The sequence below is a fragment of the Periweissella ghanensis genome, assembly GCF_918814755.1.
In the GTDB taxonomy this organism is placed as follows: domain Bacteria; phylum Bacillota; class Bacilli; order Lactobacillales; family Lactobacillaceae; genus Periweissella; species Periweissella ghanensis.
Window position 1 is genome coordinate 50,042 of record NZ_CAKKNT010000004.1, and the last position, 25,212, is coordinate 75,253.

The following is a 25,212-nucleotide window of genomic DNA, read 5'->3' on the forward strand; positions in this document are numbered from 1 at the left end:
GAGAATAATACATACTTAAACATCTTAAGAAAAGAGGTAACAATATGGTTAGTAGTAGTGGTTTAGGTGGCGCTTACATGGGTCAATATTCTGGTATTAACAATCAAACTATTGAACAATTGGTGCAAGCCGAATCAGCCCCAATGTTGTTAATGCAACGCCAAGTACAACAAATTCAAAGTAAGGAAACCGCCTGGGGTGATATCCGCTCACGCTTAAATAACTTACTTAATAAAATTAATACGTTGCAAAAGCCGGAAACTTTTAATTCCAAAGTTACCAACAGTTCAAATGATAAAGTTGCCACAATTAGTGGTGATAGTACCGCCGCCGAAGGAAGTCATGATTTAATTGTTAAGCAATTAGCGACGAATAGCAAAATTACCGGGGCCCGGATTTCAGACGTTAAAAGTAGTAAAGACGCCCTCAATTTGACGGGAACGTTAAAATTAGCGCTTGTTAAAAATAATGACGATCTTAAAGATAGCACCGGCCAACCATTAGTAATTCCAACTGATGCGGCAAGTGAAGGAATCGACAATAAAGCCACCTTAACACTTGATATTACCGCAACCGATACGATTAGTAGTATCGTTGATAAGATTAATGCCCAAAGTAAAGATACCAACATTCAAGCCTCAGTTGTTGACAATCACTTAGTTATTAAGAGTAATTTAGCCGGTAACTATGATATTAATGCCACGAGTGACGATGGCTTAACTAGCAAACTAGGGCTTGATCAATTGAAAACAACCCACGGTCAAGCTGCGATTTTTTCAATTGATGGTTTAGAAACTGCACGTAATAGTAATACCATCGCCGGCGTGTTGGATGGGGCAACCATCACCTTAACTGGTGTAAGTCAAAAAGCGACTAATGGCGACACAGCTGATTTCCAACCAACAACCATTGGCTTAAAAAATGATGATAGTAAATTCCAAGGCGCCGTTAACGACTTTGTGAGTCAATACAATAGCTTAATGGGCTTAATTAAATCTGATTTAAGTGTTGGAGATCCAAGTAAAGCAGACAACCAAACCGGCTCCCTGGCTGGTGATAGTGATTTAATTCAACTGCAAGCTCAGTTACAACGCATTGTCACACCATCAAGTACAGGTAAAGGGTCAGCAACCTTATCAGCTAATAGTGTCGGGATTTCATTAGTTGATAAAGAGGGCACGTTAGGATTTGATACAACTACTTTCCAAAAAGCGTTAAAAAATAATCCACAAGCCGTCAAAGATTTCTTTTATTCCGCTGACATTGCGCCGGTAACTGGAGCAGCTACCAATGAAAAAGGCTATACGACGGTCTTAAGTAAATTTGCGAATGCGTATTTATCAACTTCAACTGGTAAAGCTGGGATCATTGCAACTAAGACCACGAGTTTTGATGCCACGATTAAGGATTTAAATCAACAAATTGATAATTTCCAAGATCGCTTAACCGCTAAACGGCAACAATATGTTAGCCAATTTAGTGCTCTGGACTCCTTTATGATGCAAGCACAAGCCCAATTGAATTACTTTACCCAACAAATTGGGGCTAATACCAATAATAATAATCGTTAAAAAAAAAGAACTGTGCGAAAGTCTTCGCACAGTTCTTTTTATTTTTAGCTTACTTGGCCATTTAACCAAGCTTTCAATATAACAATCACCAATCCGATGATAATTAAAATTACCGCAGTGGCTGCCATCGCTGGATTCTTGGACCGATACACACTCCCCCATGTCCGCTCACGCGGGGTCACCATCATCACGAGTACCCCCAAGACAATGATGATAATCCCCAACAGAATAATAAAGTCCATTGTTTATTCATCCCCCTTTGAATGCATTGCTTAATGCTTGCTACTACGTGCTTAGTATACCAAGAAACACTTAGGTAAGCTAACTCAGCGTTGCGAACATGTGTTCACATTGGTATAATATGTCCTATGAAAAAAGAACAGACGAAAAAAACCGTATTAAGTAAAGAAGAGCGTCAACGCATTTGGCAGTTGTTAACCCCAGCACAGCAAGCCGTCTTAAATGAACATGTGCGTTATCGCCAAACTTCATTATTCACTAATAGTAATTTGCTAGGTGAAAGTACTGACTGGGAATTTGTCGCATACCAACTAAATGAGAACTACGACAATGTTCAAGGTGAGCAATTATTTTGTGATTGTGGCCGCCGGTTAAAGCACCAATACATGTTGCAAAATCAGACTAGTGGCAAAATACTGAAACTCGGAATCAGTCACTTTGCTGACCACGCCCAAATTCCTGAACCCATCATGCGCCAATTGCAAACCCAAATTCATCAGCTTAACTTTGGTTTAGATGAAACGTTGCGCCGGTATCGCCGGGGGGTGAAGTTGAATCCCGCTGTTAAAACTTGGTTACTAGCCCAAGATACCCATAGTTACTCACCATTTACGCGCGAATACGCCGAAGTAGATTTACCATTAACGGTTGAAGATACGTACGCGATTCGGAATGCGTTTGCTCGCTTTGAACGCCAACAACTAAAAGCTGCGCACCCCGTTGTTAAACGCACCCGGCGGACCAAAAAGGTGAAGCAAGCAGAAAACCAAGCCAAGGTTAATTTATACTTGAAAGCTTTTGATTGGTAAGTAGTGGTGCTTGTATTTAATAAGCATTTTCGTGTATAATATAGGTTACTGAAATTTTACAACCTTCAAATTGTAATGATTCTCAGAATCTAAAGAAATGATGGTATTGTTATGACACAAGATAACAGTCAAACACGTGTAGTTGTCGGTATGTCTGGTGGGGTTGACTCATCAGTTGTGGCGCAAGTACTCAAAGACCAAGGCTATGACGTCGTTGGTGTATTTATGAAAAACTGGGACGACACTGATGAATTCGGTGTCTGTACCGCGACGGAAGATTACAAGGACGTTGCTAAAGTTGCCAACGAAATTGGGATTCCGTACTACTCAGTTAACTTTGAAAAGGAATACTGGGACCGCGTGTTTCAATACTTCCTTGACGAATACAAGAAGGGCCGGACACCTAATCCGGACGTAATGTGTAACAAGGAAATCAAGTTCAAGGCATTCTTGGACTATGCGATGGAACTTGGGGCCGATTATGTCGCAACTGGCCACTATGTCCAAGTGGAAAAGGATGAAAATGGCATCACCCACATGCTTCGTGGTGGTGATGATAATAAGGATCAAACTTATTTCCTTTCACAATTATCACAAGATCAAATTAGTAAAGTTATGTTCCCAATTGGCCACATGCAAAAGAGTGAAGTTCGTAAGATTGCCGAAGAAAACAACTTGGCAACTGCTAAGAAGAAGGATTCAACTGGGATTTGCTTCATTGGTGAACGTAACTTCAAAGAATTCCTTAGTAACTACTTACCAGCCAAAGAAGGCCACATGATGACTTTTGATGGTCGTGACATGGGACCACATGCTGGTTTAATGTACTACACAATTGGTCAACGTAAAGGCCTTGGAATTGGTGGTCAAAAGGGGAATGAAGATCCATTCTTCGTAGTTGGTAAAGACCTTGAAACGAACACTTTATTCGTTGGTCAAGGGGATGACAACAAGTACTTGTTTGCTACCCACTTGGAAGCGTCTGAAGTAAGCTTCACAACACCAATTGATCGTGGTTTAGAATTCCACTGTACTGCGAAGTTCCGTTACCGTCAAAAGGATACCGGCGTAACCGTTAAACTTAATGCGGATAAGACATTGGCAACTGTCATCTTTGACGAACCAGTTAAAGCTATTACACCAGGGCAAGCCGTCGTCTTCTATGATGGCGCTGAATGTTTTGGTTCAGCCATCATTGACCGCGCTTACAATGCCGAAAAAGAACTCCAATACGTTTAACATTAATTGTAAGATTCCAGCAGATTTTGATAGTCTGCTGGTCTTTTGCTATTTAATAAACTACCAAAATATTTGAAAAAAGACACGAATCCTAGCGATAATCACAAACTAGGGCATAAATATGCTAAGATAAGGCAATCAATAGTAAGAAAGTTGGAATAATTATGGAACACGGATACGTTAAAATTTGGGACGAAGAAAAAGGTTTTGGTTACATCGAAATTACCGGCCAAGACGATATTTTCGTCCACTTCTCAGGAATCGTTAGCGATGGTTTTAAGGCCTTGACGGTTGGCGACTATGTTGAATTTGTTGTGGTTGAAGGGGTCCGTGGCCCACAAGCTGCCCAAGTACGCGTTATCGATGCACCAACTAATGATGCACCGATTGCAGACTAATTAGCGGAGGCAATTATTATGGATTTTGCAGAAAAAGTTATTGGGCGTGAATTAAAATATCACGGTGCCATTATTGACGTTGAGGTCCAAACGGTTGAATTACCCAATGGCCAAACAGCAACCCGTGATATTGTCCACCACTGTCCAGCAATTGCCATTTTAGCAATTACTGATGACAACAAAGCTGTGATTATGCGTCAATGGCGGACCGCTTTAGCTAAGGAAACCCTTGAGATTCCCGCCGGTAAAGTTGACGACCGTGATACCGATCCATTGCAAACGGCGATTCGCGAATTAAATGAAGAAACGCGGATGCAAGCAGCGCACATTGAAAAAATTAGTAGTTTTTATCTTTCTGCGGGCTATGCCGATGAATTAATGCATCTATACTTAGCCACTGGTTTAACCCCAGTGACTAATGAATTACCCCAAGATGATGATGAAAATCTCGCCCTCAGTACGTACACCCTTGATGAATTAGCCGCTTTAAATGCCCAAGGTTTACTTGATGATTCAAAAACGCAAGTAGCTTACTGGTATTGGGCAGCTAACCAAGCTTATGTAAAGGGGTTAATCAATGGATAAAGATCCTATTACGCGTAAAGCATACCGTGAATATCAACAACAACATCAAAACGAAACGCCCACGACTGATGATCCAAGTATGCGGCGGATGCATGATGGCCGCTATGTTGATGAAAATGGTGAGATTCATACGCGGGCCGATAGTTTTGCGCAAGAACCACAAGGTGAAAGCGAGCGCCAAACTGCGCAACGATTTGCCAAAAATAAGCGCTATGAAACCGATAACTTTGGCCGCTTAACTCCTCTGGGTAAGCAACAACGGCTTAAGTTCCGTTTAAATGTCACCATTGTGATTTTAGTGTTATTAATTATTGCCACATTTTTAGTTTTACGTTTTGTCGATTAACTAGTTTATTAAATTGATTTTTGAGAGGAATTTGAAAAATGAAATACGGAATTATTAACGCCATGCCTGAAGAAATGGCTAACTTAGAAGCAGCGATGGAAAACCTTGAAATCAAGAGCATTAAGCACATTGATTTTCACGTTGGAACCATTGCGGGTCAAGACGTGGTCGTTGTTGAATCAGGAATCGGTAAAGTTCAAGCTGGTTTAACTACTGCTTTATTGATTACTAACTTTGACGTTGATGTTATTATCAACTCAGGTTCCGCTGGGGCCATTGGTGAAGGCTTAAAGATTGGGGATGTCGTGGTTGCATCTGAAACAGCCTACCACGACGTTGATGCCACGGTCTTTGGTTACGATTACGGTCAAGTCCCCCAACAACCAGCTCGTTTTGAAGCTGACAAAGACTTGGTTGCACAAATTATGGACGCTGCTAAAGATACTGGTTTACACACTGTGACGGGGTTAATCGTAACTTCCGATTCATTTGTGGCTAGTGCGCAACAAGTTGACCGTATCAAAGCGAACTTCCCAGATGCTATTTCTTCTGAAATGGAAGGGGCAGCCATTGCGCAGGTCGCGCACCAATTTGGGATTCCATATGCCGTTGTACGGGCGATGTCTGACAACGCAGATGGCGATGCTGGGGTTACTTTTGACGAATTCATTGTGCAAGCTGGTAAACAATCAGCTGACATGTTAATTGCACTTTTCAAAAACCAAGCTGCTAAGTAATTATCGCTAGTTGTGTCTTGAAAAGGATGGAAAAATGAAAGAAGTTGCTTTAAATACCGGGGTCGTATATTTAGATAATGCTGCGACAACCCCCATGGCCCCCGAAGTAATTGATACGATGTTAACAACCATGCAATCAACGTTTGGGAATGCCTCATCAACGCACGCCTTTGGTCGCAAAGCCCACATGGTGCTTGAAAATGCGCGCCAAGTTATTGCCCGTTCGATTAACGCCAAAGATGAAGAAATCGTCTTTACCTCTGGTGGAACGGAATCAGATAACACGGCCATTATTGGGACCGCTGAAGCGCGCCAACACTTAGGTAAACACATTATTACCAGCGCGATTGAACACGAAGCGGTTTTAAAACCATTAGCGTGGTTAGCGGAACACGGTTTTGAAATTACTTACTTACCAGTTAATGAAGCCGGTGAAGTAAGTGTGGCTGACCTAAAAGCGGCTTTGCGTGATGATACGATTTTAGTAACCATTATGATGGGGAATAACGAAGTCGGCTCGCATATGCCGATTCGTGAAATCGGAGAGGTCTTAGCAGATCACCAAGCATGGTTCCACACCGATGCGGTCCAAGCATATGGTTTACTAGATATTGATGTTAAGCGTGATCATATTGATATGCTCTCAACATCTGCTCACAAGATTAATGGTCCTAAGCAATTAGGCTTCTTATACCGCCGCGATGGCTTGGTCTTTCCAAGTTATTTAAAAGGTGGCGATCAAGAAGAAAAACGCCGGGCCGGGACGGAAAATATTCCATCCATTGCAGGGTTTGCAACCGCGGTTGAATTAATTACACCCGCGGAAAAAGCAAATCGCCAAGCCAAATACGCCGCCTTTAAAGCTCAAGTGTTAAGTGGCTTAGCGGCTGCTGACATTGATGTTGCAGTCAACGGTGCCATTAAAGACGATACCCTCCAACATGTGTTAAACATTTGGATCAAAGGGGTGTCAACGTATGTCATGCAAACTAATCTTGATATGGCGGGGATTGCCATTTCAGGTGGTTCCGCATGTACGGCTGGTTCCCTTGAACCATCGCATGTCTTAACAGCGATGTATGGTGAAACTTCACCACGGATTGAAGAATCACTCCGGATTAGCTTTGGTACGTATACGACTAGCGCTGACATTGATGCGTTGGTCGCCAATATTGCCAAAACGGTTAAACGCGTCCTTAAATAGACCGGTTAACGAACAATAACTAACCTAAAAAGCCTCACTAACAATCTGTGCATTGCTAGCGGGGCTTTTTTGCGACTTAAATTTGGTTAAAATAGGCTGGAAAAAGGGCCTGGGTTTCAGTAGTTAAATAATTTTCAAGATATTCAAAGACCCCAATATCAGTTCCGACGTCAAAAACGCCAATATTAGTACCGAAGAACGTTTTTAATTGTTGAAACATCTCAAAACTAAGCGCGACTCGTTGGTAATCTTGGTTAGTTGCACCAACAATTCCATTTAAAAGAATTAGCCGCTGGTAATTTATCAAGTTCAATTTTAAATCTGGTTGCTTGTCATATAAGGCGTTGATTTCACTGACAATTTGGTCAATTTCAACATACGTGGCTAGCTGTTTATCATACGTATTAATTGATAACGCATAATTAAGTAAGTGATTAATGTAACTATCATACCAACTTTGACCAATATGCTCATGGTATTTAGCATAATTGACTTTAAAACGTTTTAATAGAACCGTGCGACTCGTCGGTTCAAAAAAGCAACCAATCACAGGAAAAATTTCAAGTTCATCCTTGGTCCAAGTCGTCATTTTTAAGAGATATTGTTGCATAAATTGATATTCGGCCGTAAATTCACTTGGAAATGTCACAATATCTTGATCAACATGCCACATATTCAATAACGCAACAAAATGTATTAAATAGGCGTAGAACCGCTCTTTGGAATTAGGCGAATCTTTAAACTGCTGATAGATACTCACGTTTTCCCATTTGGGATCATAAGCCTGCGTTTGGTGCATCGTGATTTCTTTATTGACGGCACTCAGCAGACTATCGTCACCTTCAGTTACGGTAAACCACTTGTTGCGTAAATAAACCAATTCATCGAGTGATGAAATATTTAACCGGTGTGTAATTTCACGTAAGTTACTAAATCCAATATCGGTAAAATCATTTTCAAAACGATAAGCCGTCGTCCGTGATACGACACCAGTATAGACTTCTTTAACGGTAAAACCTTTTTCTTCGCGCAGCTTTTTAATTGTTGCTCCTAAAAATTCCATTAACGACTCCTTTTTTGTTTCAATTATGAAACAATCATTTGGATAAGCATAGCATACTGTATTCTTAAAATTAACAAGTGATTAGAAAAAGAGGTAGTTTATCATGCAATTATTAACCGAGCACCAAATAAAGCGTTTCGTCAAACGACAAATCGCGATTGCCGTGACATCTGATTTTTTATCCGTTACCGCCGGCAGTATTTTTAGCTTTGCCATTGGGCTGCATGTTTTAAAAGATACTAATTCAATCTTAGCGTTTGGGAGTTTGCAAATGGTCGGTCCCGTTATGGCACTACTATTTAGTAGCCTAATCGGTCAGATTGCGGACACATATAGTCACAAGCACATTATTATTAGTGCCGAATTAATTAATTTGGTCATGTATGGTGTCTATATCGTTCTCGTCAACCAATTTCCTAGGCACTTATATCTTTGGACAATTCTGATTGTGATTTGGACAAACGTATCCAGTCGGATTAGTGGTGTTGCCTATCAGGCCAGTGTGGTTAGTTTAGTCCCCACTAAAGATGTCCAACGGCTAAGTGGGCTTGAACAAGCTTCCGTGTCGTTAGCTGGGATTATTGCCCCCGTTCTTGGTGGAATCTTATACGCAGTCGTTAGCTTTCATATGCTAGTTTTGATTATTTTAATCGAAAGTCTTGTCGTTTTAAGCGCCACGATGGCTTTAAACTTTCATGCTTTCCAACAAGTACCCAGTAAAGTAGCGGTCGTTGAAGAGCCGTCAAACCAAAAAAGCATCCGCTATTGGCAATTTATTCGCCAAGCGCTTACCCAATATCCGGGTCTTAAATTTTTAACGATTTTCTCACCAATCGTAAATTTTATTTTAAGTGGTTTAGAGTTACTACTTTCCGTACTTATCATCAAAGATTTACACCTATCGGCAACGGCATTAGGGCTTAGCTCAGCAGGGATTGGGATTGGTTCATTAATTGGTGGACTGTTAGTTGCCCGCCATTCTAATTTTAAGGCGCCTATCAAATTAACTAGCTTGATGGGCCTAGCTTGTTGTATTCCTCTTATTAGTATCGGCAGTGCCAGTATCGTGATTCGCCAAGCGACGGTCTTACTTACCACAGTTGTCTTAATGAACGTGATATTTGGTATCGTGATAATGTTTGCTAACGTGCCATTAACTGCTTATTTGGTACAAAGTATTCCTCAAAATGCACAAGGCCGGGTCTTTAGTGCTATATCCGGGATTACCCAAGTTTTTTCACCACTCGGCATTTTAATCTATACTGGGTTATTAAACGCAATTCCCGCAAGTCAGTTATTAATCATGGCCGGAAGCTTAATGCTAATAGCAACCATCCTTTTATGGTTAACAATTGGACGCAGCCAAAATCAACAAGTTATCCAAAAAATTCACGAACTCAATCTTTAACAACGAAAGGTCGTTAAATCATCCAACTAAAAAAGCCCTACTGAATTTAAAAAAATTCAGTAGAGCTTTTTTAGTATCTTTGGCTACTAACACTTCAAATTTCTGTCACCCGAGTATCACGCGGTAACATGTGCTTTGAAATGCTAGCGACTTTAGCTAATAACAAACCTAATTTTTGCGTGCGCCATGTGACGTATGCCGCTAGTAGATCGATATTTTCAATCACATTTTGCGGATTATGTTGAGTAATAGTTGCTAAGCGCTTTAAGCGATATCCAACTGTTTTACGATGGACATGCATGATGGCCGCAGTTTTAGCGATATTATGATTTGTCAGGGTAAATACCCAAAACGTATTTAAGAGATTTAACTCATCTTGCCCACTACCTAAGTTATTAATAATTGTCACTAAGTACTCATTCGCCAGGCCACTATTTCGTAATGGTTCAAATTGTTGGGTCATTTGAAAAGTTGCTTGATGATTAAAAGTATTTGGGGCGGTAAAACATAGTGCTTGCAAGGCTTCTTTAATCGTCCCAGATAAATCAAAGTGGCTGCTACCAATGCCAATTTGATTTGGGGCGGGAAAATATTGGGTTACGAGGGTTGCATCTTCAAATTGACGCAAAATATAAATGCGATGTTCAGTGTCTAAACTAAATGTTAACTGGATATGGGTGGTTGGAATTCTAATCTGCGGATGTTTTACAACAATGGCATAGTAGGCTTGTCGTAAATCAACCCCACGAGCATGTGCTTGTTGTGCAAAAGACACCGAAATTGGCTGATCTGTGTCCGCAATCGTTAGCCATTGCTGTAAAAATGCTTCAATTTCACCTGTCATAAACACCTCCATTTCATTGGCCAAAGCGCTCATATAATTAACCATTTGGCTAACTATATTTTCATTTTATACCATATCTCAAGGAACAACAATTGCGTAAAATAAGGGTTATAAGCATTTATATTAAAAATTAATCCGTGTTTTAAAAGGAGGAAAATTTAATGCAAAAACCTGTAATTAATGTTAATTCTGAGATAGGAACATTAAAGTCGGTCTTATTAAAACGGCCCGGTGCTGAAATTGAAAATATTACACCCGATACGATGGCCCGGCTTTTATTCGATGATATTCCGTATTTAAAAAATGCCCAACTTGAGCATGACTATTTTGCGCAACTTTTATCCGATCACGATGTTGAAGTAGTCTATCTTGATGATTTAGTTGAAGATGTCTTTAATCAAAGTTCTGATCTTAAAACGGCATTTTTACAACGTTTTTTGGATGAAGCGGGCTACGGGTTAGGAACTACTCACAATGCGTTAAGTGAATACTTAGAAAGTTTTACCAATAATGAGCTCATTACGAAACTATATGCGGGCATACGGCGAAACGAACTTGATTTTACCAATGATTCTTTGCATGATTTAGCCGGACGGGATGCTGCTAATCCATATTTACTTAATCCATTACCGAATGCGTACTTTACACGTGATCCGCAAGCAACCATTGGGAATGGCATCACGATTAATCGGATGACTTATAAAGCACGACAACCAGAATCTTTATTTAGTGAATTTATTATCCATCACCATCCCCGATTTACCGGTAAAGTTGATATTTGGCGGAATCGTGATAATTTAACGCGCCTTGAAGGTGGGGATCAATTAGTCTTAAATGATCACGTCTTAGCCATCGGCGTCTCACAACGCACGTCTTCTAAATCAGTTGAAGGATTGGCTCGGGAATTGTTTGCTAATCCTAGCTCTAAATTTGATACCATCATCGCCGTTGAAATTCCACATAACCACGCCATGATGCATTTAGATACGGTCTTTACCATGATAAACCATGATCAATTTTCAGTCTTTCCTGGCATTATGGATGCCAATGGGCAAATGAATATTTTTATTATGACACCTGGGCCTGACAATACAATTAAATTAGCCCATCGTAATAATCTGGCAGCAACCCTCAAAGAAGTACTTGGCCTTTCAGAAATAGATGTAATTGAAACTGGTAATGGGGATGCAATTATCGGACCACGAGAGCAGTGGAATGATGGTTCTAATACTTTAGCCATCGCACCGGGTGAAGTGATTACTTATGACCGGAATTATGTTAGTAATGAATTACTCCGCCAACACGGTATCCTAGTCCATGAAATTCGTTCAAGCGAATTATCACGCGGTCGTGGCGGCCCACGGTGTATGTCACAACCACTTTGGCGCGAAGATTTATAAGTGATCTATGATTAAATAAAGGGGGCATCTTATATGACAACCATTAATACTAATACCATCAATTCTGTCTTTCAGGGCCGATCATTTTTAGCTGAAAAAAACTTCACCCCGGCTGAACTACAATATTTAATTGATTTTGGCCTACATTTAAAATATCTAGCCCACCATAATATTGTTCACCGCTATCTGGAAGGCCAAAACATTGCCTTATTATTTGAAAAAACATCAACTCGTACTCGGGCCGCTTTTACGACGGCCGCAATTGAACTAGGTGCGCATCCCGAATATCTAGGTGTTAATGATATTCAATTAGGAAAAAAAGAGTCAATTGAAGATACAGCGATTGTTCTTGGGTGCATGTTTGACGGTATTGAATTTCGGGGCTTTAAGCAAAGTGACGTGACTGAACTAGCTAAACATAGTGGGGTACCTGTCTGGAATGGCTTAACTGATGATTGGCATCCAACCCAGATGATTGCTGATTTTATGACGATTAAAGAAAATTTTGGTCATTTAAAAGGCCTAACTTTAGCTTATATTGGGGATGGCCGGAATAATGTTGCCAAATCATTACTAATCACCGGCTCAATGTTAGGCGTATCCGTGCATATTGTCGCACCAAAAGACTTGCAACCACCTGCTGAAATTATCAAACTCGCGCAAAAGCTTGCTAAACCAACTAATGTTATACCAGTCGTCACTGATCAACTATCTGTGGGAGTTAAAAATGCCAATATTATCTATACAGATGTTTGGGTTTCAATGGGGGAAACGGATTGGCAAGATCGGTTAGCCTTACTCAAGCCATATCAAGTTACCATGGATGTCTTAGCAGCGACTAACACGCCGGCTGAACACTTGATTTTTCTACATTGTTTACCGGCCTTTCATGATACCAATACTGTATATGGCGCAGCCGTCAAAGCTGATTATGGCATTACCGCAATGGAAGTCACCGATGAAGTTTTCCGTAGTAAATATGCGCGCCAATGGCAACAAGCGGAAAATCGCAAACATGCCATTAAAGCCATCATGGCCGCAACTTTAGGGAATTTATTCATCCCCGAAGTACCAAAATTGTAGGGGATGGTGACAATATGAATACACCAAATAAAACACCTGGGATTGCTTTACCCGCGCTAGTTGCATTAGTAATCAGTAGTGCGATTGGGGCTGGCATCTTTGACTTACCAACAACTTTTGCCAAAGTAGCTACTCCCGGACCAGTAATGGTGGCTTGGTTGATTACGGGCCTTGGCATATTAATGTTAGCACTTAGCTTGAAACACTTAGTTTTGGATAAACCGGAATTAACGGGGGTCGCAGATTACGCCCGCGCTGGTTTTGGTGATTTTGCTGGTTTTCTATCTGGCTGGGGTTATTGGCTATCAGCTTGGTTAGGCAATGTTGCCTTTGCTAGTATTATGATGTCAGCTTTTGGCTATTTCTTCCCGAGTCTTAAGTCGGGGAATAGTATTAGTGTAATCGTGTTTGCTTCAATCATTTCGTGGGGGTTAACATTATTAGTTACCCGCGGGGTTGAAGCGGCGGCCGTTATTAATACTGTCGTTACGATTTGTAAGTTAATTCCGCTATTTGCCTTTGCGATTGTGGCCCTCGTAAGCTTTAAAGCTGGTATTTTCACCGCGCATTTTTGGGTGAATTTTAGTACCAATATCCACAATCAAGCCATCTTCACTCCGGCGACCACCGCTGGGATCATCGCGCAAATCAAAGGCTGTATTTTATCAATGATGTGGGTTTTTGTCGGAATTGAAGGGGCGGCCATGATGGCTGGGCGAGCGCAGAAAAAAAGTGACGCCGGGCGGGCAACTATTATTGGTTTATTATCCTTACTAACCCTATACGTAGTAATTTCGTTACTCCCATATGGTTATCTTACCCAAAATCAACTACTAAAATTACATCATCCAGCATTAGTGTACTTATTTAAAACTTTGGTTGGTGATTTAGGTGGGGCCTTTATCAGCATTGGTTTAATTATCTCAATTATGGGATCGTGGTTATCTTGGACCATGCTACCAGTTGAAGCCACTTCATTAATGGCCAAGCAAAAGCTATTACCCCAGTGGTTTGGTAAACTTAATCAAGCTAACGCTCCGGCTAATTCGCTATGGCTAACCCAAATTTTGGTCCAAATATTCTTAATCTCCTTAATTTTTACTACTGAAGCTTATAATTTTGCCTATTCACTTTGTACGGCAGCGATTGTTGTTTGCTATGTCTTAGTGGGCGCATATGAGCTCAAGCTTGGCTTACAACAACGGCGGCTACGAATTATCATCCCCGGGTTGATTACTTGCCTGTTTGAAATTACCGCGATTATGCTGGCGGGCTGGCAATTACTGTGGTTATGTACCATTGCCTATTTATTAGGTTTCATTTTATATATCAGAGCCAAAAAAGAGCATCATCAAACCATTAAACATTATGAATGGTTTGGAATGGGACTTATCTCCATAATCGCCGTTTTTGCGATTATTGCTTTATTTACTGGTTCAATCACAATTTAATACGGAGGTGCACGATGACAAAACGAATTGTTGTTGCTTTAGGTGGGAATGCGATTTTAACAAAAGATGCCTCAGCAACTGCACAACAAATAGCGCTTATCAAAACCGCTAATCAGTTGGCGGCCTTGCTAACTGCTAATAGCGACTGGCAAGTCATTATCACACATGGCAATGGGCCCCAAGTAGTGAATTTATTATTACAACAACAGCGGGGGAGTAATACAGATATTCCGGCGATGCCGTTATATACCGTTGGGGCGATGACCCAAGGTGCAATTGGTCTTTGGCTAGCGAATGCTTTAAATCAAGCTTTCATGGAACACGGTTTAGATCATCAAGTCGCTGCTTTAATAACCCGGACACTCGTCGACGGCCAAGATAAAGCCTTCCAACGGCCAACTAAGCCAATTGGTCCGTTTTATTCACCTAAAATGGCTGAACATTTACAAGATTTACATCCGGATTGGACCATTTTATCCGATGCCGGACGCGGATATCGCCGCATGGTACCATCGCCGCAACCACTAGATATTATTGAAGCGCCGATTATTCAACAACTAGTAAGTCAAGGTGTCACCTTAATTGCAGCTGGAGGTGGCGGGATTCCAGTTGTTCGCGCCGGCAGTGCTTATGTAGGGATTGATGCCGTAATCGACAAAGACTATTCAGCGGCTAAATTAGCCGAATTAGTTGGTGCGGATATTTTGTTAATTTTAACAACCGTGCAAAATGTCTATATAAATTATGATACCCCCCAACAAACTAAACTCACGCATGTAACCGTTGCGCAGGCTCAAGAATATCTTGATGCTGGTCATTTCGCCCCCGGATCGATGCAACCCAAAATTCAAGCGGCAATGAATTTTGTTCGTCGTACCAATAAAACCGCCGTTATTACATCATTGGCCAATGTGACTGGTTATTTACAATCCGGCTTAGGAACTATTATCACGAACTAAGTTACCAAGCAGTAAGAACATTATCTTCTTACTGCTTTTATTATTTAATAGGTCTACTGTAATTTTGTATTTGAATCACCAAACTAAGACCGTTATAATAATCAGTATTAACATAAGGCGGATATAAACCATGATTAAAACAAAAGGCTATGTGACGTTTAACTATGACGCACATATGTTAACGGCTAGTGAATTACGAACACTAGTCAGTCAATATCAAGCACAACTCATTGATGGCGAAAGTATTATAATTGATGAGTTAGCTGAACACGCCGATCAATTACGCTTAATTTTAAAGGTCGATAACTTCACAGATACTACTCGTTTTCATGCCATGTGTACTGCCCTTAATTTAGGGGATGACTTCGATGATGATACTGATAGTTATATGTGTGAAGCATATGGCATGATTTTTCCACAAAAACAAATTACGGCCCAACGAGCATTAGCGTGGGTTGCCCACTATACTAAAAGCTTTGCGAAAGATGAATTTCAAAAATTTACGATTACCAAGCAGACCATTACGGATGAGGCTTTAATTCTTGAAATTGCCGTTGAACTACCAAGTTACGTCATTGATATGGATTTATACTATTTAAGTGATCAAGAACGCTACCAATATTTCCGACTTGATGACCAAGCACCTTGCGATACTATCAAAGAAGTGCCCATTAATGAATATGCTGGTACGCACCGCCTTGAATTATCAACGCATGCGATTAATGTCGTTTTCAAGCCATGCCAAACCACCGCGGCGGTAACTGATTTATTAAAAAATGTTGAAACAAAGCGGTTAATGCCTAATGAGGTCCTTAGTTACACATTACCAACCGAGGAGACAATGCTAATTAGTGAAGTAACGGTCTTGGTTAAAGCCCTCGGGATTAACCATCAAGTAATTCAATGTATGTTAAAAGAACTCCCAGGCGTTATGACAGTCGAAGTTAACTAACACATTTAGATTCTATGGAGGTAATATGATGCTACGCGGTAATAAAGTGTACTTAGCCAATGTATTTGACGGGGATGCCGAGTATTTAACTGATTGGCAATGGGATGAGCAATTTTTCCTTGGTTTATCAGAAGATGTCGTGCACCCGTATGGCGTTAAAGAATGGACCGAATTTTTCGGGGATGCTAACAGTAATAGTGATATTATGTTTACTATTCGCCGGACTAGCGATGATATGTTAGTTGGCTTTGCCGGTATTAGCGATATCATGTTACGCAACCACCGTGGTGACCTATGTATTGGGATTCCTCAAGTTAGTGATCGCTCATTAGGCTATGGCCGTGAAGCCTTTAGTTTATTACTCGAGTATGCATTTGATCACTTAAACCTCCATAAGGTTACTTTAACCGTTCATGCCTATAATACGGCCGCGCTTAAATTGTATGAAAAATGCGGGTTTGTTCGTGAAGGAACCAACCGGGAAGCTGTTTATCACCAAGGTAAATGGCATAATAGCTACTCATATGGGCTATTAGAGCGTGAATGGCGCCAAAATCAAGCCAATAAATAGCACAAAACACGCTATTCGAACATTTGTTCTGGTAGCGTGTTTTGTTATCTTTATGTGCCATCTTGCTAATTTAAATAAAACTTATTTTGACTTTTTTTAAAAAAATAGCCTAAAATACAGTAAATTAAATCATTTTTACTGGGAGGTTATGTAATGGATCAAGCAACACAACTACAAATTTTGCAAGATATTATTAAAATTGAATCAGTCAATGGTAATGAAGCGGCAGTGGCGGAGTATTTACAACGGTTATTTACGCAGCACGGCATTGAAAGTCAATTAATTCCATACGCCGACGGCCGCAGTAACTTAGTAGCGACCCTACCAGGAACAGGTGATAAGGTCCTTGGTTTCACTGGGCATATGGATGTTGTTGCAGCGGGGGATGAAAGTGCTTGGTTATATCCACCATTTTCAGCTACAATTGATGGGAATAAATTATACGGGCGGGGATCTTCTGACATGAAGAGTGGTTTAGCGGCCATGGTAATTGCGATGATAGAACTTAAAGACCGCAACGTTTCTTTACCGGGGACAATTAAGCTATTGGCGACCGTCGGTGAAGAAGTTGGAGAAGTCGGAGCCTTGCAACTCACAAAGGCAGGCTTTGTTGAAGATTTAGATGCGTTAATTATCGGCGAACCCTCAAACTACAATTTAATGTATGCCCATATGGGTGCCATTAATTATCACGTTGATTCACTTGGTAAAGCAGCCCATAGCTCAATGCCTGCACAAGGTATTAATGCGATTAGTCCATTAGCTGAATATATTATTGCCGCCGATAAAGCTATGCAAGCAATTACTGAACAATACATTAATCCGGTTTTACCCCGTACCATTCACAATGTTACGGTAATTAATGGTGGTGAACAAGTTAATACCATTCCTGGTTCAGCCCAATTACTCGGTAATATTCGTACGATTCCAGAATTTGATAACGAGCATGTAATTAAAGTTCTAGAAGACGTCGTTGCCAAATTAAATACACAACCACAACATCAATTAACCTTGACGATTGATTCAAGCAAAGCGCCAGTACATGCTGACAAGGATTCGAGTTTAATTCATGCTATTCAATCAGTCTTTAACCAACCACTCCCATTAGTTGGATTATCAGCCAATACTGATGCCGCCCAATTCACTAAAAGTCAGCATCACTTTGATTTAGTTGTTTTTGGTCCTGGAGTATCAACATTACCTCATAAAGTTAATGAATACGTTGAAATTGATAACTATCTAGATATGATCACTAAATATCAAGCAATCGTCCAAGCGTATTTTGCCCAATAAATAAAAAGCCGACTAGCATTTTGCTAATCGGCTTTTATTGTTTTCTATAATGCTATATATACTAAACACTAAAGAGAATTGAGAAGTACATCAAAGCGGCACCTGCAAGGACAAAGATGTGCCACCAAACGTGACCAAAGGGGATGCTCTTAATTGAATATACCCCAGCACCTAATGTATAAGTAACACCCCCGGCAAATAGTAACCAGAAACTTAGGCGACTCAATGAGTGCCATAAAGTTGGCATTGCTAGTAAAATCATCCAGCCCATCACGATGTAGATAATGACTGATAACCATAACCACCGGCCGACAAAAAAGATTTCATACAGAATTCCTGCAATGGTCATCGCTAAAATAACCGACCAAATCGTCCAACCTTGCCAACCACCAATGGCTAACCAACAGTAGGGGGTGTAAGAACCAAAGATCACGAGGAAAATCCCGGCATGATCAAAAATTTGAAAGACCCGTTTAGCTTTTGTAAAGATTAACGAGTGAAAGAGGGTTGACATCAATAAGAATAAGCACACACTCGCGCCATAGATGGCAAAGGCCGTCATTGCCAAACCACCACGATGCTGCATGGCTTCTAAAACTAGTAAAACTACATACCCACCAACAGCTAACAGAAAACCAATTCCGTGTGTGACGGCATTTAAGACTTCATATAAAATTAGATAGCGTTTCGTTTCGCGATATTGCATATCGTGTACCTCGAAAATTTAATTGATAAGGTTAGTATATCCAATTCATCTAGTCTTGTAAACTACATAGCTCAAAAAAGCCGTATTTATTTGATTTTCATTAAGTGCGCTGATAGTTTCTATAGGTTATGTAAACCATTCGTGCTATACTATACAGTAGCTAACTATGGAACGAAATGAGGAAACGCATAATGAATGAATTAGTAGGACGCGTTATTCAAGCAAAGGTCACTGATGCCAATGACAAGTATTACTTTGTCCAATTAAAAGGAGTTACCTTCCAATTACTTAAAAGTGAAATGGAAGCCGAAGGTAAAGAACTTCACATCGGTGGCTTAATTACTGGATTTGCTTATGAAAACGGGCACCACCAAATGCAAATCACCCGTAAAATCCCTAAGGTACAAATTGGCCACTACGCATGGGGTGAAGTTGTCGCTCAACGAAGGGACTTAGGTGTCTTTGTTGATATTGGCTTACCAGATAAAGATATCGTGGTATCCCTTGATAACTTACCAACGATTCCTGCACTCTGGCCCCAAAAAGGTGATAAGCTCATGGTCAGCTTACGCGTTGATGAAAAAGGCCGTTTATGGGCACAATTAGCCGATGAGCAAATCTTTAAAGCCGTCACGCTTAAAGCTAAGCAAGGTTTACAAAACATGAATGTTACCGGAACGGTCTTTCGCTTGAAAATGGTCGGAACGTTTATCTTAACCGACGACTACTACATGGGATTTGTTTTCCCAGGTGAACGTGATAAAGAACCCCGTCTTGGTGAAGTTGTTAATGCACGGGTAATTGGCGTTCGTCCGGATGGTTTACTTAACTTAAGTCTTAAGCCACGAGCTTATGAAGCGATTGGTGAAGATGCCCAAATGCTCTTAGCAATGCTTGAACACAGCAAAGACAATACGTTACCATTCTCAGATAAAAGTGATCCTAAAGAAATCAAAGAATACTTCGGAATTTCAAAAGGTCAATTTAAACGAGCGGTTGGTAACTTACTTAAACAACGTCGTATTCAACAAGTCGATGGTACGTTAGTTCTTGTCCCCGCTACTACTACGGAGAACACCGACGCTACTACTAAGTAGGGCGCCATCATGGAAGTTAATGAACTAATTGATGAATACCTCCAATACGTCAAAGTTGAACGTGGGTTATCCGCGAACACGATTACTAGTTATCACCAAGACTTAGTTAAATTTCAAAATTACTTACAGCAACAAAAAGTAACCGATTTAGCTACGCTTGATAATTTCTTTATTAATCAATTTCTGCAGTATTTAACCACGCAAGGCAATGCCGAAAATACTATTATTCACTGTGTGACATCATTACGGAAGTTTTTCCAATTTTTAAAACGGATGCAATACATTCCCGATGATCCCATGCAGCAAGTGGGGATGCCTAAGAAAAAACAACACTTACCGGATATTTTATCCGTCCAGGATGTTGAACAGATTCTGATGACGCCTGATACGAGTACGCGACTAGGTATTCGTAATCGCGCGATGCTTGAAGTTATGTATGCAACCGGTTTACGGGTTTCTGAAATTGTTAACCTTAAAGTTGCGGATTTACACTTTGAGCTTGGCTTACTACAAACGATTGGTAAAGGAAATAAGGAACGGATTGTCCCAATCGGGGATGTCGCGATGCAATGGGTGTTAACTTATTATCAAGATGTCCGGGCCGTGCAACTTAAAGGTGCCGATAATCCCATTTTGTTTTTAAATGACCATGGGCGGCAATTAACTCGCCAAGGGATTTGGAAGATTATTAAACAAATCGTCTTGCAAGCAGGCATTACCAAAGATGTTTCACCACACACGCTGCGCCACTCATTTGCGACCCACATTTTAGAAAACGGGGCCGATTTACGGATTGTTCAAGAACTCCTTGGACACGCTGATATATCAACAACTCAAATCTATACCCACATTACTAATGAACGGGCCAAACAAGTCTTCAAAAAAGCTCATCCGCGAGCTTAATTGAAAAGGAGCAGTTATGCTAGTACGATATCGTCCTGATTATAAAAAAATTGCCTTAGGGTTATTATCATATGTACCAGGCTTGCGCAACATGCAACACTTGGATGCTGAATTTTCATGGTATGATGCCACCCCGAAACGTGAATTACTGTTATGGCGTGATAACGACGGTCACTTTACTGCGATTGTCGGCGTTGAACATGTCTACGGCGTGTTGTTACTACGGCATATCTCAATCACTCCCGCATTACGCGACAGTGATTTAATGTTTACGGTCTTGGATGCCTTGCAAGCATACCATGCGGATAAAATGATTATGGGGACCATTGCCGGTCAAAAGATTATTAATGCTTGGAGAAGGCACAATGAACAACGAACTCCAAATTAAGTTGACCGATTTTGAAGGCCCACTTGATTTATTACTGCACTTAATTAAAAGTTCTGAAATGGATATTTACGATATTCCGATTGTCGCCATTACAGAACAATATATGGATTTTTTACACCAAGATAAATTAGCCCTCGACCTAGCCGGCGAATACTTAGTGATGGCCGCTAGTTTAATGCAAATTAAATCCCGTTACTTATTACCAAGTCGGCCAACGATTGATTTAGAGACTGGTGATGAAGTGTATGAAGATCCGCGGCAAGGGTTAGTTAACCAATTGCTTGAATATCGCCGTTATCAAGATGCTGCGCAAACTTTACGGGTTCGTGAAGAAGCCCGCCAACAACAATTTACCCGCGCACCTGCGATGATGCCAACGGATTTAGATGTTAATATTGTCGCGCCTGGGGTTGATTTGACCGCATTACAAATGGCGTTTAGTAAAATGTTGGCCCGGCAGCAAGCGGTTAAACCCATCTTTACGACTGTTCAAAAAGAAACTTTTACGATTGCTGAAAAACGTCAAAGTATTAAACAACGCTTAAAGGCCCAACCAGATGGTGTAAGTTTTACGGCGCTATTTACGGCGGATAGTAACACCGATGAATATGTAACAACATTTTTAGCAATCCTTGAAATGGCTAAACACCAAGAATTACTGATTCAACAACCGAATATGGCAGATGAGTTAATCATTCAACCACGTTCATAATTATTAATAACCGGAAAGGATTTTGTTTTGACAAATTTAGCCCAAATTGAAAGTTTAATTTTCGTCGCCGGTGACGAAGGAATTGAACTTGATGAATTAGTTACTTTGACTGGCTTTGAAAAGCCAGCTGTTAGCGAACTTCTCGATGCGTTAGCTCATAAATACCAAGCGGATGCCGATTGTAGCTTCGAACTGCTACACAGTGATGCAACTTACCGTTTGGCCACTAAAGCCATCGTGGCCCCATTAGTCAAACAATTCTTTGAAGCACCGTTATCAACGCACTTAACCCAAGCCTCGCTTGAAGTTTTAGCAATTATTGCTTATCGGCAACCCGTGACCCGCATTGAAATTGATGAAATTCGTGGGGTCCAATCAAGCTCGATTATTCAAAAATTGCAGTTACGAAATTTAATTACCGATGTTGGCCGTAAAAACGAGCCTGGTCGGCCAATTATGTATGGGACTTCAAGCTACTTCTTAGATTACTTTGGGCTAGCAAATATTGCTGAGTTACCACCGTTAGCAGAAGCAGCTGTGCTTGATGATGAGCAAAGTTTATCAGGTGATTTATTCTTAAACGCCTTTAATAACCGTTTACAACCAAATGCTAGTACAATAGTTACTGAGGATGTAGACCCCGTTCCATTCGCCACTGATATGGAATTAACAACCACCACGGAGAAATAATAATGGCAGATCGCTTACAAAAGGTTATGGCTCAAGCCGGTGTCGCATCTCGACGCAAATCAGAAGAGCTTATTGCAACTGGACACGTTACCGTTAATGGTCAAGTAATGACTGAACTTGGTTACAAAGTCCAACCAAAAGACAAAATTGAAGTTGACGGGATGCCGGTTCAACAAGCAGAAAAATTAGTATACTACTTGCTTTACAAACCCCGCGGTTTTGTTTCAACTGCTAAAGATGAAAAAGGCCGCCGGACAGTTGTTGACTTGTTAACGGATGTTGACGAACGCGTTTACCCAGTTGGTCGGTTGGATTTTGACACGACTGGGGCCTTAATCATGACTAACGATGGGGACTTAATGAACTACTTAACACACCCTAAATACGAAGTCGATAAAGTCTACACAGCTAAAGTTGAAGGCATTCCAACTAATGATGAATTGATGCAATTACGTCACGGAATCAAGTTAGAAGGTAAGATGACTAAGCCTGCACGGACTAAAATCTTAAACACTAAGACTAACGAAAATAAAAAGACCACAACTTTGGTTCAAATTACGATCCACGAAGGCCGGAATCACCAAGTTAAAAAGATGTTTAAACACATTGGTCATGAAGTTGTTGGTTTACGGCGTGAAAGTTACGGTTTCCTTGACTTACACGGTTTACAACCCGGTGACTACCGTGAATTACGTTTTGAAGAAGTTGAAGCACTTAAGAACGGTAAGGCCAACTTAAAAGTTCAAGGTCGTCTCTAAAAGGCCACTTTTATATTGACTTATTTTTAGTAAGTTAATATAATAAGGGTATCGAAATAATTTAATATTTAACAGAAATCTTCAGGGCAGGGTGTAATTCCCGACCGGCGGTATAGTCCGCGACCTCAATTGTACTTGCAATTGATTGAGCTGGTGAAACTCCAGCACCGACAGTTAAAGTCTGGTATGCAGAAGATTGGTTTTTTTGTGAACAATTCTAACCAATCCATTGACTTGCCCAAACGCAGCTCAATGGATTTTTTGTTTTTAAAACCAGTCCACGAAGATCTGTTGAAAAACAGAAAAGGATGGTTCAACCATATGTATCAAGCTAGTAAAACACGTCGTTTAATTTTAATCGCTATTTTGGCAGCAATTTCAACTGTATTAATGATTTTCCCTGTCATTCCAATGTTTGGTGGCTTTATGAAATTAGATTTTTCAATCGTGATTGTCCTCATCGGGATGTATTTGCTAAATCTTAAGGGAGCGCTTATAATTTTATTGTTACGTTCAGTACTAAAAGTGCTATTATTTAATAGTGGTGTATCTGATTGGGTTGGTATGCCGATGAATATTGTCGCAATGGCAGTATTTATCAGTGTTATTTGGTTCTTCACCAACAAAGATCAAGGTTTACGCGTTAAAAACTATGTTATCGGAACAGTATTTGGTACTTTAGCAATGACTGGCGCGATGGCACTTTTAAATTGGGTGTATGCAATTCCACTCTATCAAAAATTTGCCAACTTTAGTCTCCAAGCTGTGGGCTTAAACTTACGGCAATGGATTATTGCGATGGTCTTACCATTTAACTTAATTCAGGGATTCGTTTTAGCAATTGTCTCTGGTTTGGTTATTTTCCCATTGGCTAGTTATTTAGCACAACAACAGTTACGCTTCAAAAAATAACTTTCAAAGGATATTTTATATGTATGCATTGGCAGATGGAACTGAACGTAAATTGTATCTTCGTGAAGTAATTGCCTTCTTGGTTATTTCACTTTTACTTAACTCAATGGGTAATGGATTAACTGTTGCTTGTAATATGGGAAGTGCGATGTGGACTGCTTCAGCAGCTAATATCGCACATGATTTCCATTTCAGTATTGCGACGATTCTAATTGTTTATGGGGTGGTCAGTATTTTAGTCAATGTAATCTTACTCCAACACTGGGATTGGCATCGGATCATTGGAAATTTGATTTTCATTTTCCCGTATGGCTATTTTGTCTCATTTTGGGCGAATTTCTTCCGCTCATTAGGGGTTGCTAGTCTATCAATTCCAACCCGAATTCTCCTCGATGTGCTTGGAATTGTCTGCTTAGGGATTGCCATTTCAATCTATCAACGGGTCAATGTGATTTTACATCCAAATGATGATATGACAAATATCATTCGCTTCAAGTATGTTAAGGGGAACCCCGTGGCAGCGCAATTGTTAAACTTTGCTTTTCCATCAATGGTTATCATTGTCTTGTGGGTTCTTTTCAAAGAAGTTGTCGCTGTTAACGTTGGGACAATTATTGCGTTATTTTTCCAAGGGGCCGTTATTGGCTGGACTGATAAGCATATTTTCAAACGCCTCAAACACCGCTTAGACTTAATTAAAGTTAAACAAGCCACCGTTGTCGCTGACTAATTATGAATTAAAAACCGCTCAAACTGGTATTTTATCAGCTTGAGCGGTTTTTTATTTACATTTTTAAACAAAATAGTTGTTTTATTATGTATAGTGTACTACTATTATTAATACAGATAGCACACGAGATACACAGTGTCCTACACCATTAAAAAAAGGGGTT

General features: G+C 40.4%; 28 protein-coding genes and 1 riboswitch. Of the genes, 24 read left to right on the forward strand and 4 right to left on the reverse strand.

The genetic code is table 11. The annotated features are described in order from the left end of the window. Positions 1 to 44 precede the first annotated feature (44 nt). Entirely contained in the window at positions 45 to 1,571 is a 1,527-nt protein-coding gene (gene fliD / locus LQZ76_RS02575; protein ID WP_230098205.1) for a flagellar filament capping protein FliD, read from the forward strand. Between the two features lie 44 nt (positions 1,572 to 1,615). Here the strand turns inward: fliD and LQZ76_RS02580 are convergent, their stop codons facing one another. Next, the gene (locus tag LQZ76_RS02580; RefSeq protein ID WP_230098206.1) at positions 1,616 to 1,813 is read right to left on the reverse strand and encodes a hypothetical protein; all 198 of its coding nucleotides are present in this window, start codon (positions 1,811 to 1,813) and stop codon (positions 1,616 to 1,618) included. Positions 1,814 to 1,939: 126 nt separating this feature from the next. On the opposite strand from LQZ76_RS02580, the gene LQZ76_RS02585 reads away from it, so the two are divergent. The 7 genes from LQZ76_RS02585 (at position 1,940) to LQZ76_RS02615 (ending at position 7,129) form a co-directional block, all read left to right on the forward strand. Further along, positions 1,940 to 2,620 carry a hypothetical protein gene (locus tag LQZ76_RS02585; RefSeq protein WP_230098207.1) on the forward strand — a complete coding sequence of 227 codons (681 nt, stop codon included), beginning with the start codon at positions 1,940 to 1,942 and terminating at the stop codon, positions 2,618 to 2,620. Positions 2,621 to 2,731: 111 nt separating this feature from the next. Then, positions 2,732 to 3,859 carry a tRNA 2-thiouridine(34) synthase MnmA gene (mnmA, locus tag LQZ76_RS02590; protein WP_230098208.1) on the forward strand — a complete coding sequence of 376 codons (1,128 nt, stop codon included), beginning with the start codon at positions 2,732 to 2,734 and terminating at the stop codon, positions 3,857 to 3,859. Positions 3,860 to 4,023: 164 nt separating this feature from the next. After that, on the forward strand, positions 4,024 to 4,257 hold the full coding sequence (locus LQZ76_RS02595) for a cold-shock protein (RefSeq protein WP_230098209.1): 234 nt from the start codon (positions 4,024 to 4,026) through the stop codon (positions 4,255 to 4,257). Between the two features lie 18 nt (positions 4,258 to 4,275). Then, the gene (locus LQZ76_RS02600; protein WP_230098210.1) at positions 4,276 to 4,842 is read left to right on the forward strand and encodes an NUDIX hydrolase; all 567 of its coding nucleotides are present in this window, start codon (positions 4,276 to 4,278) and stop codon (positions 4,840 to 4,842) included. Further along, positions 4,835 to 5,188, forward strand: a complete 354-nt coding sequence (locus LQZ76_RS02605; protein ID WP_230098211.1) for a hypothetical protein — start codon at positions 4,835 to 4,837, stop codon at positions 5,186 to 5,188. The genes LQZ76_RS02600 and LQZ76_RS02605 overlap by 8 nt, the downstream gene beginning before the upstream one ends. A 38-nt stretch (positions 5,189 to 5,226) precedes the next feature. Beyond that, on the forward strand, positions 5,227 to 5,925 hold the full coding sequence (locus LQZ76_RS02610) for a 5'-methylthioadenosine/adenosylhomocysteine nucleosidase (RefSeq protein ID WP_230098212.1): 699 nt from the start codon (positions 5,227 to 5,229) through the stop codon (positions 5,923 to 5,925). A 34-nt stretch (positions 5,926 to 5,959) separates the two neighbouring features. After that, positions 5,960 to 7,129 (forward strand): cysteine desulfurase family protein, encoded by a 1,170-nt coding sequence (locus LQZ76_RS02615; RefSeq protein ID WP_230098213.1) that lies wholly within the window; start codon positions 5,960 to 5,962, stop codon positions 7,127 to 7,129. 76 nt (positions 7,130 to 7,205) lie between these two features. Here the strand turns inward: LQZ76_RS02615 and LQZ76_RS02620 are convergent, their stop codons facing one another. Then, positions 7,206 to 8,192, reverse strand: a complete 987-nt coding sequence (locus LQZ76_RS02620; RefSeq protein ID WP_230098214.1) for a helix-turn-helix domain-containing protein — start codon at positions 8,190 to 8,192, stop codon at positions 7,206 to 7,208. Positions 8,193 to 8,295: 103 nt separating this feature from the next. Here LQZ76_RS02620 and LQZ76_RS02625 point away from each other — a divergent pair, with 103 nt between their 5' ends. After that, complete coding sequence (locus tag LQZ76_RS02625; protein WP_230098215.1) at positions 8,296 to 9,600, forward strand: MFS transporter; 1,305 nt, start codon at positions 8,296 to 8,298, stop codon at positions 9,598 to 9,600. A gap of 94 nt (positions 9,601 to 9,694) precedes the next feature. On the opposite strand, the gene LQZ76_RS02630 is transcribed toward LQZ76_RS02625, so the two are convergent. Continuing rightward, the gene (locus tag LQZ76_RS02630) at positions 9,695 to 10,444 is read right to left on the reverse strand and encodes a PucR family transcriptional regulator (protein WP_230098216.1); all 750 of its coding nucleotides are present in this window, start codon (positions 10,442 to 10,444) and stop codon (positions 9,695 to 9,697) included. Between the two features lie 161 nt (positions 10,445 to 10,605). On the opposite strand from LQZ76_RS02630, the gene arcA reads away from it, so the two are divergent. From arcA to LQZ76_RS02665, 7 genes are all read left to right on the forward strand, one after another. Further along, complete coding sequence (arcA, locus tag LQZ76_RS02635) at positions 10,606 to 11,844, forward strand: arginine deiminase (protein WP_230098217.1); 1,239 nt, start codon at positions 10,606 to 10,608, stop codon at positions 11,842 to 11,844. Between the two features lie 33 nt (positions 11,845 to 11,877). Continuing rightward, positions 11,878 to 12,927 carry an ornithine carbamoyltransferase gene (argF, locus tag LQZ76_RS02640; protein WP_230098218.1) on the forward strand — a complete coding sequence of 350 codons (1,050 nt, stop codon included), beginning with the start codon at positions 11,878 to 11,880 and terminating at the stop codon, positions 12,925 to 12,927. Between the two features lie 14 nt (positions 12,928 to 12,941). Next, complete coding sequence (locus tag LQZ76_RS02645) at positions 12,942 to 14,378, forward strand: basic amino acid/polyamine antiporter (protein WP_230098219.1); 1,437 nt, start codon at positions 12,942 to 12,944, stop codon at positions 14,376 to 14,378. A gap of 14 nt (positions 14,379 to 14,392) precedes the next feature. Then, positions 14,393 to 15,337, forward strand: coding sequence for a carbamate kinase (gene arcC, locus LQZ76_RS02650; RefSeq protein ID WP_230098220.1), 945 nt, complete (start codon positions 14,393 to 14,395; stop codon positions 15,335 to 15,337). A gap of 130 nt (positions 15,338 to 15,467) precedes the next feature. Further along, a complete protein-coding gene (locus LQZ76_RS02655) occupies positions 15,468 to 16,289 on the forward strand; it encodes a hypothetical protein (protein WP_230098221.1) in 822 nt (273 codons plus the stop codon). 25 nt (positions 16,290 to 16,314) lie between these two features. Then, a complete protein-coding gene (locus tag LQZ76_RS02660) occupies positions 16,315 to 16,860 on the forward strand; it encodes a GNAT family N-acetyltransferase (RefSeq protein WP_230098222.1) in 546 nt (181 codons plus the stop codon). Between the two features lie 153 nt (positions 16,861 to 17,013). Next, on the forward strand, positions 17,014 to 18,153 hold the full coding sequence (locus tag LQZ76_RS02665; protein ID WP_230098223.1) for an ArgE/DapE family deacylase: 1,140 nt from the start codon (positions 17,014 to 17,016) through the stop codon (positions 18,151 to 18,153). Positions 18,154 to 18,214: 61 nt separating this feature from the next. Here the strand turns inward: LQZ76_RS02665 and trhA are convergent, their stop codons facing one another. Next, complete coding sequence (gene trhA, locus LQZ76_RS02670; RefSeq protein ID WP_230098224.1) at positions 18,215 to 18,859, reverse strand: PAQR family membrane homeostasis protein TrhA; 645 nt, start codon at positions 18,857 to 18,859, stop codon at positions 18,215 to 18,217. A gap of 191 nt (positions 18,860 to 19,050) precedes the next feature. On the opposite strand from trhA, the gene LQZ76_RS02675 reads away from it, so the two are divergent. The 8 genes from LQZ76_RS02675 to LQZ76_RS02710 all read left to right on the forward strand — a co-directional run bounded on the left by LQZ76_RS02675 (position 19,051) and on the right by LQZ76_RS02710 (position 25,049). Then, entirely contained in the window at positions 19,051 to 19,956 is a 906-nt protein-coding gene (locus LQZ76_RS02675) for a CvfB family protein (protein ID WP_230098225.1), read from the forward strand. Positions 19,957 to 19,965: 9 nt separating this feature from the next. Continuing rightward, entirely contained in the window at positions 19,966 to 20,859 is an 894-nt protein-coding gene (gene xerD / locus LQZ76_RS02680) for a site-specific tyrosine recombinase XerD (RefSeq protein ID WP_230098226.1), read from the forward strand. 16 nt (positions 20,860 to 20,875) lie between these two features. Next, the gene (locus LQZ76_RS02685; protein ID WP_230098227.1) at positions 20,876 to 21,247 is read left to right on the forward strand and encodes an N-acetyltransferase; all 372 of its coding nucleotides are present in this window, start codon (positions 20,876 to 20,878) and stop codon (positions 21,245 to 21,247) included. Further along, the gene (locus LQZ76_RS02690) at positions 21,225 to 21,959 is read left to right on the forward strand and encodes a segregation and condensation protein A (protein WP_230098228.1); all 735 of its coding nucleotides are present in this window, start codon (positions 21,225 to 21,227) and stop codon (positions 21,957 to 21,959) included. Before LQZ76_RS02685 ends, LQZ76_RS02690 begins: the two co-directional genes overlap by 23 nt. Positions 21,960 to 21,986: 27 nt before the next feature. Further along, positions 21,987 to 22,649 carry an SMC-Scp complex subunit ScpB gene (gene scpB, locus LQZ76_RS02695; protein ID WP_230098229.1) on the forward strand — a complete coding sequence of 221 codons (663 nt, stop codon included), beginning with the start codon at positions 21,987 to 21,989 and terminating at the stop codon, positions 22,647 to 22,649. Between the two features lie 2 nt (positions 22,650 to 22,651). Beyond that, entirely contained in the window at positions 22,652 to 23,407 is a 756-nt protein-coding gene (locus LQZ76_RS02700) for a pseudouridine synthase (RefSeq protein ID WP_230098230.1), read from the forward strand. Positions 23,408 to 23,480: 73 nt separating this feature from the next. Further along, a riboswitch (FMN riboswitch) is annotated at positions 23,481 to 23,608 on the forward strand. Positions 23,609 to 23,659: 51 nt separating this feature from the next. Further along, positions 23,660 to 24,319: an ECF transporter S component gene (locus LQZ76_RS02705; protein WP_230098231.1), complete on the forward strand. Its 660-nt coding sequence runs from the start codon at positions 23,660 to 23,662 to the stop codon at positions 24,317 to 24,319. Between the two features lie 19 nt (positions 24,320 to 24,338). Then, on the forward strand, positions 24,339 to 25,049 hold the full coding sequence (locus tag LQZ76_RS02710; RefSeq protein WP_230098232.1) for a YczE/YyaS/YitT family protein: 711 nt from the start codon (positions 24,339 to 24,341) through the stop codon (positions 25,047 to 25,049). Positions 25,050 to 25,212: the final 163 nt, after the last annotated feature.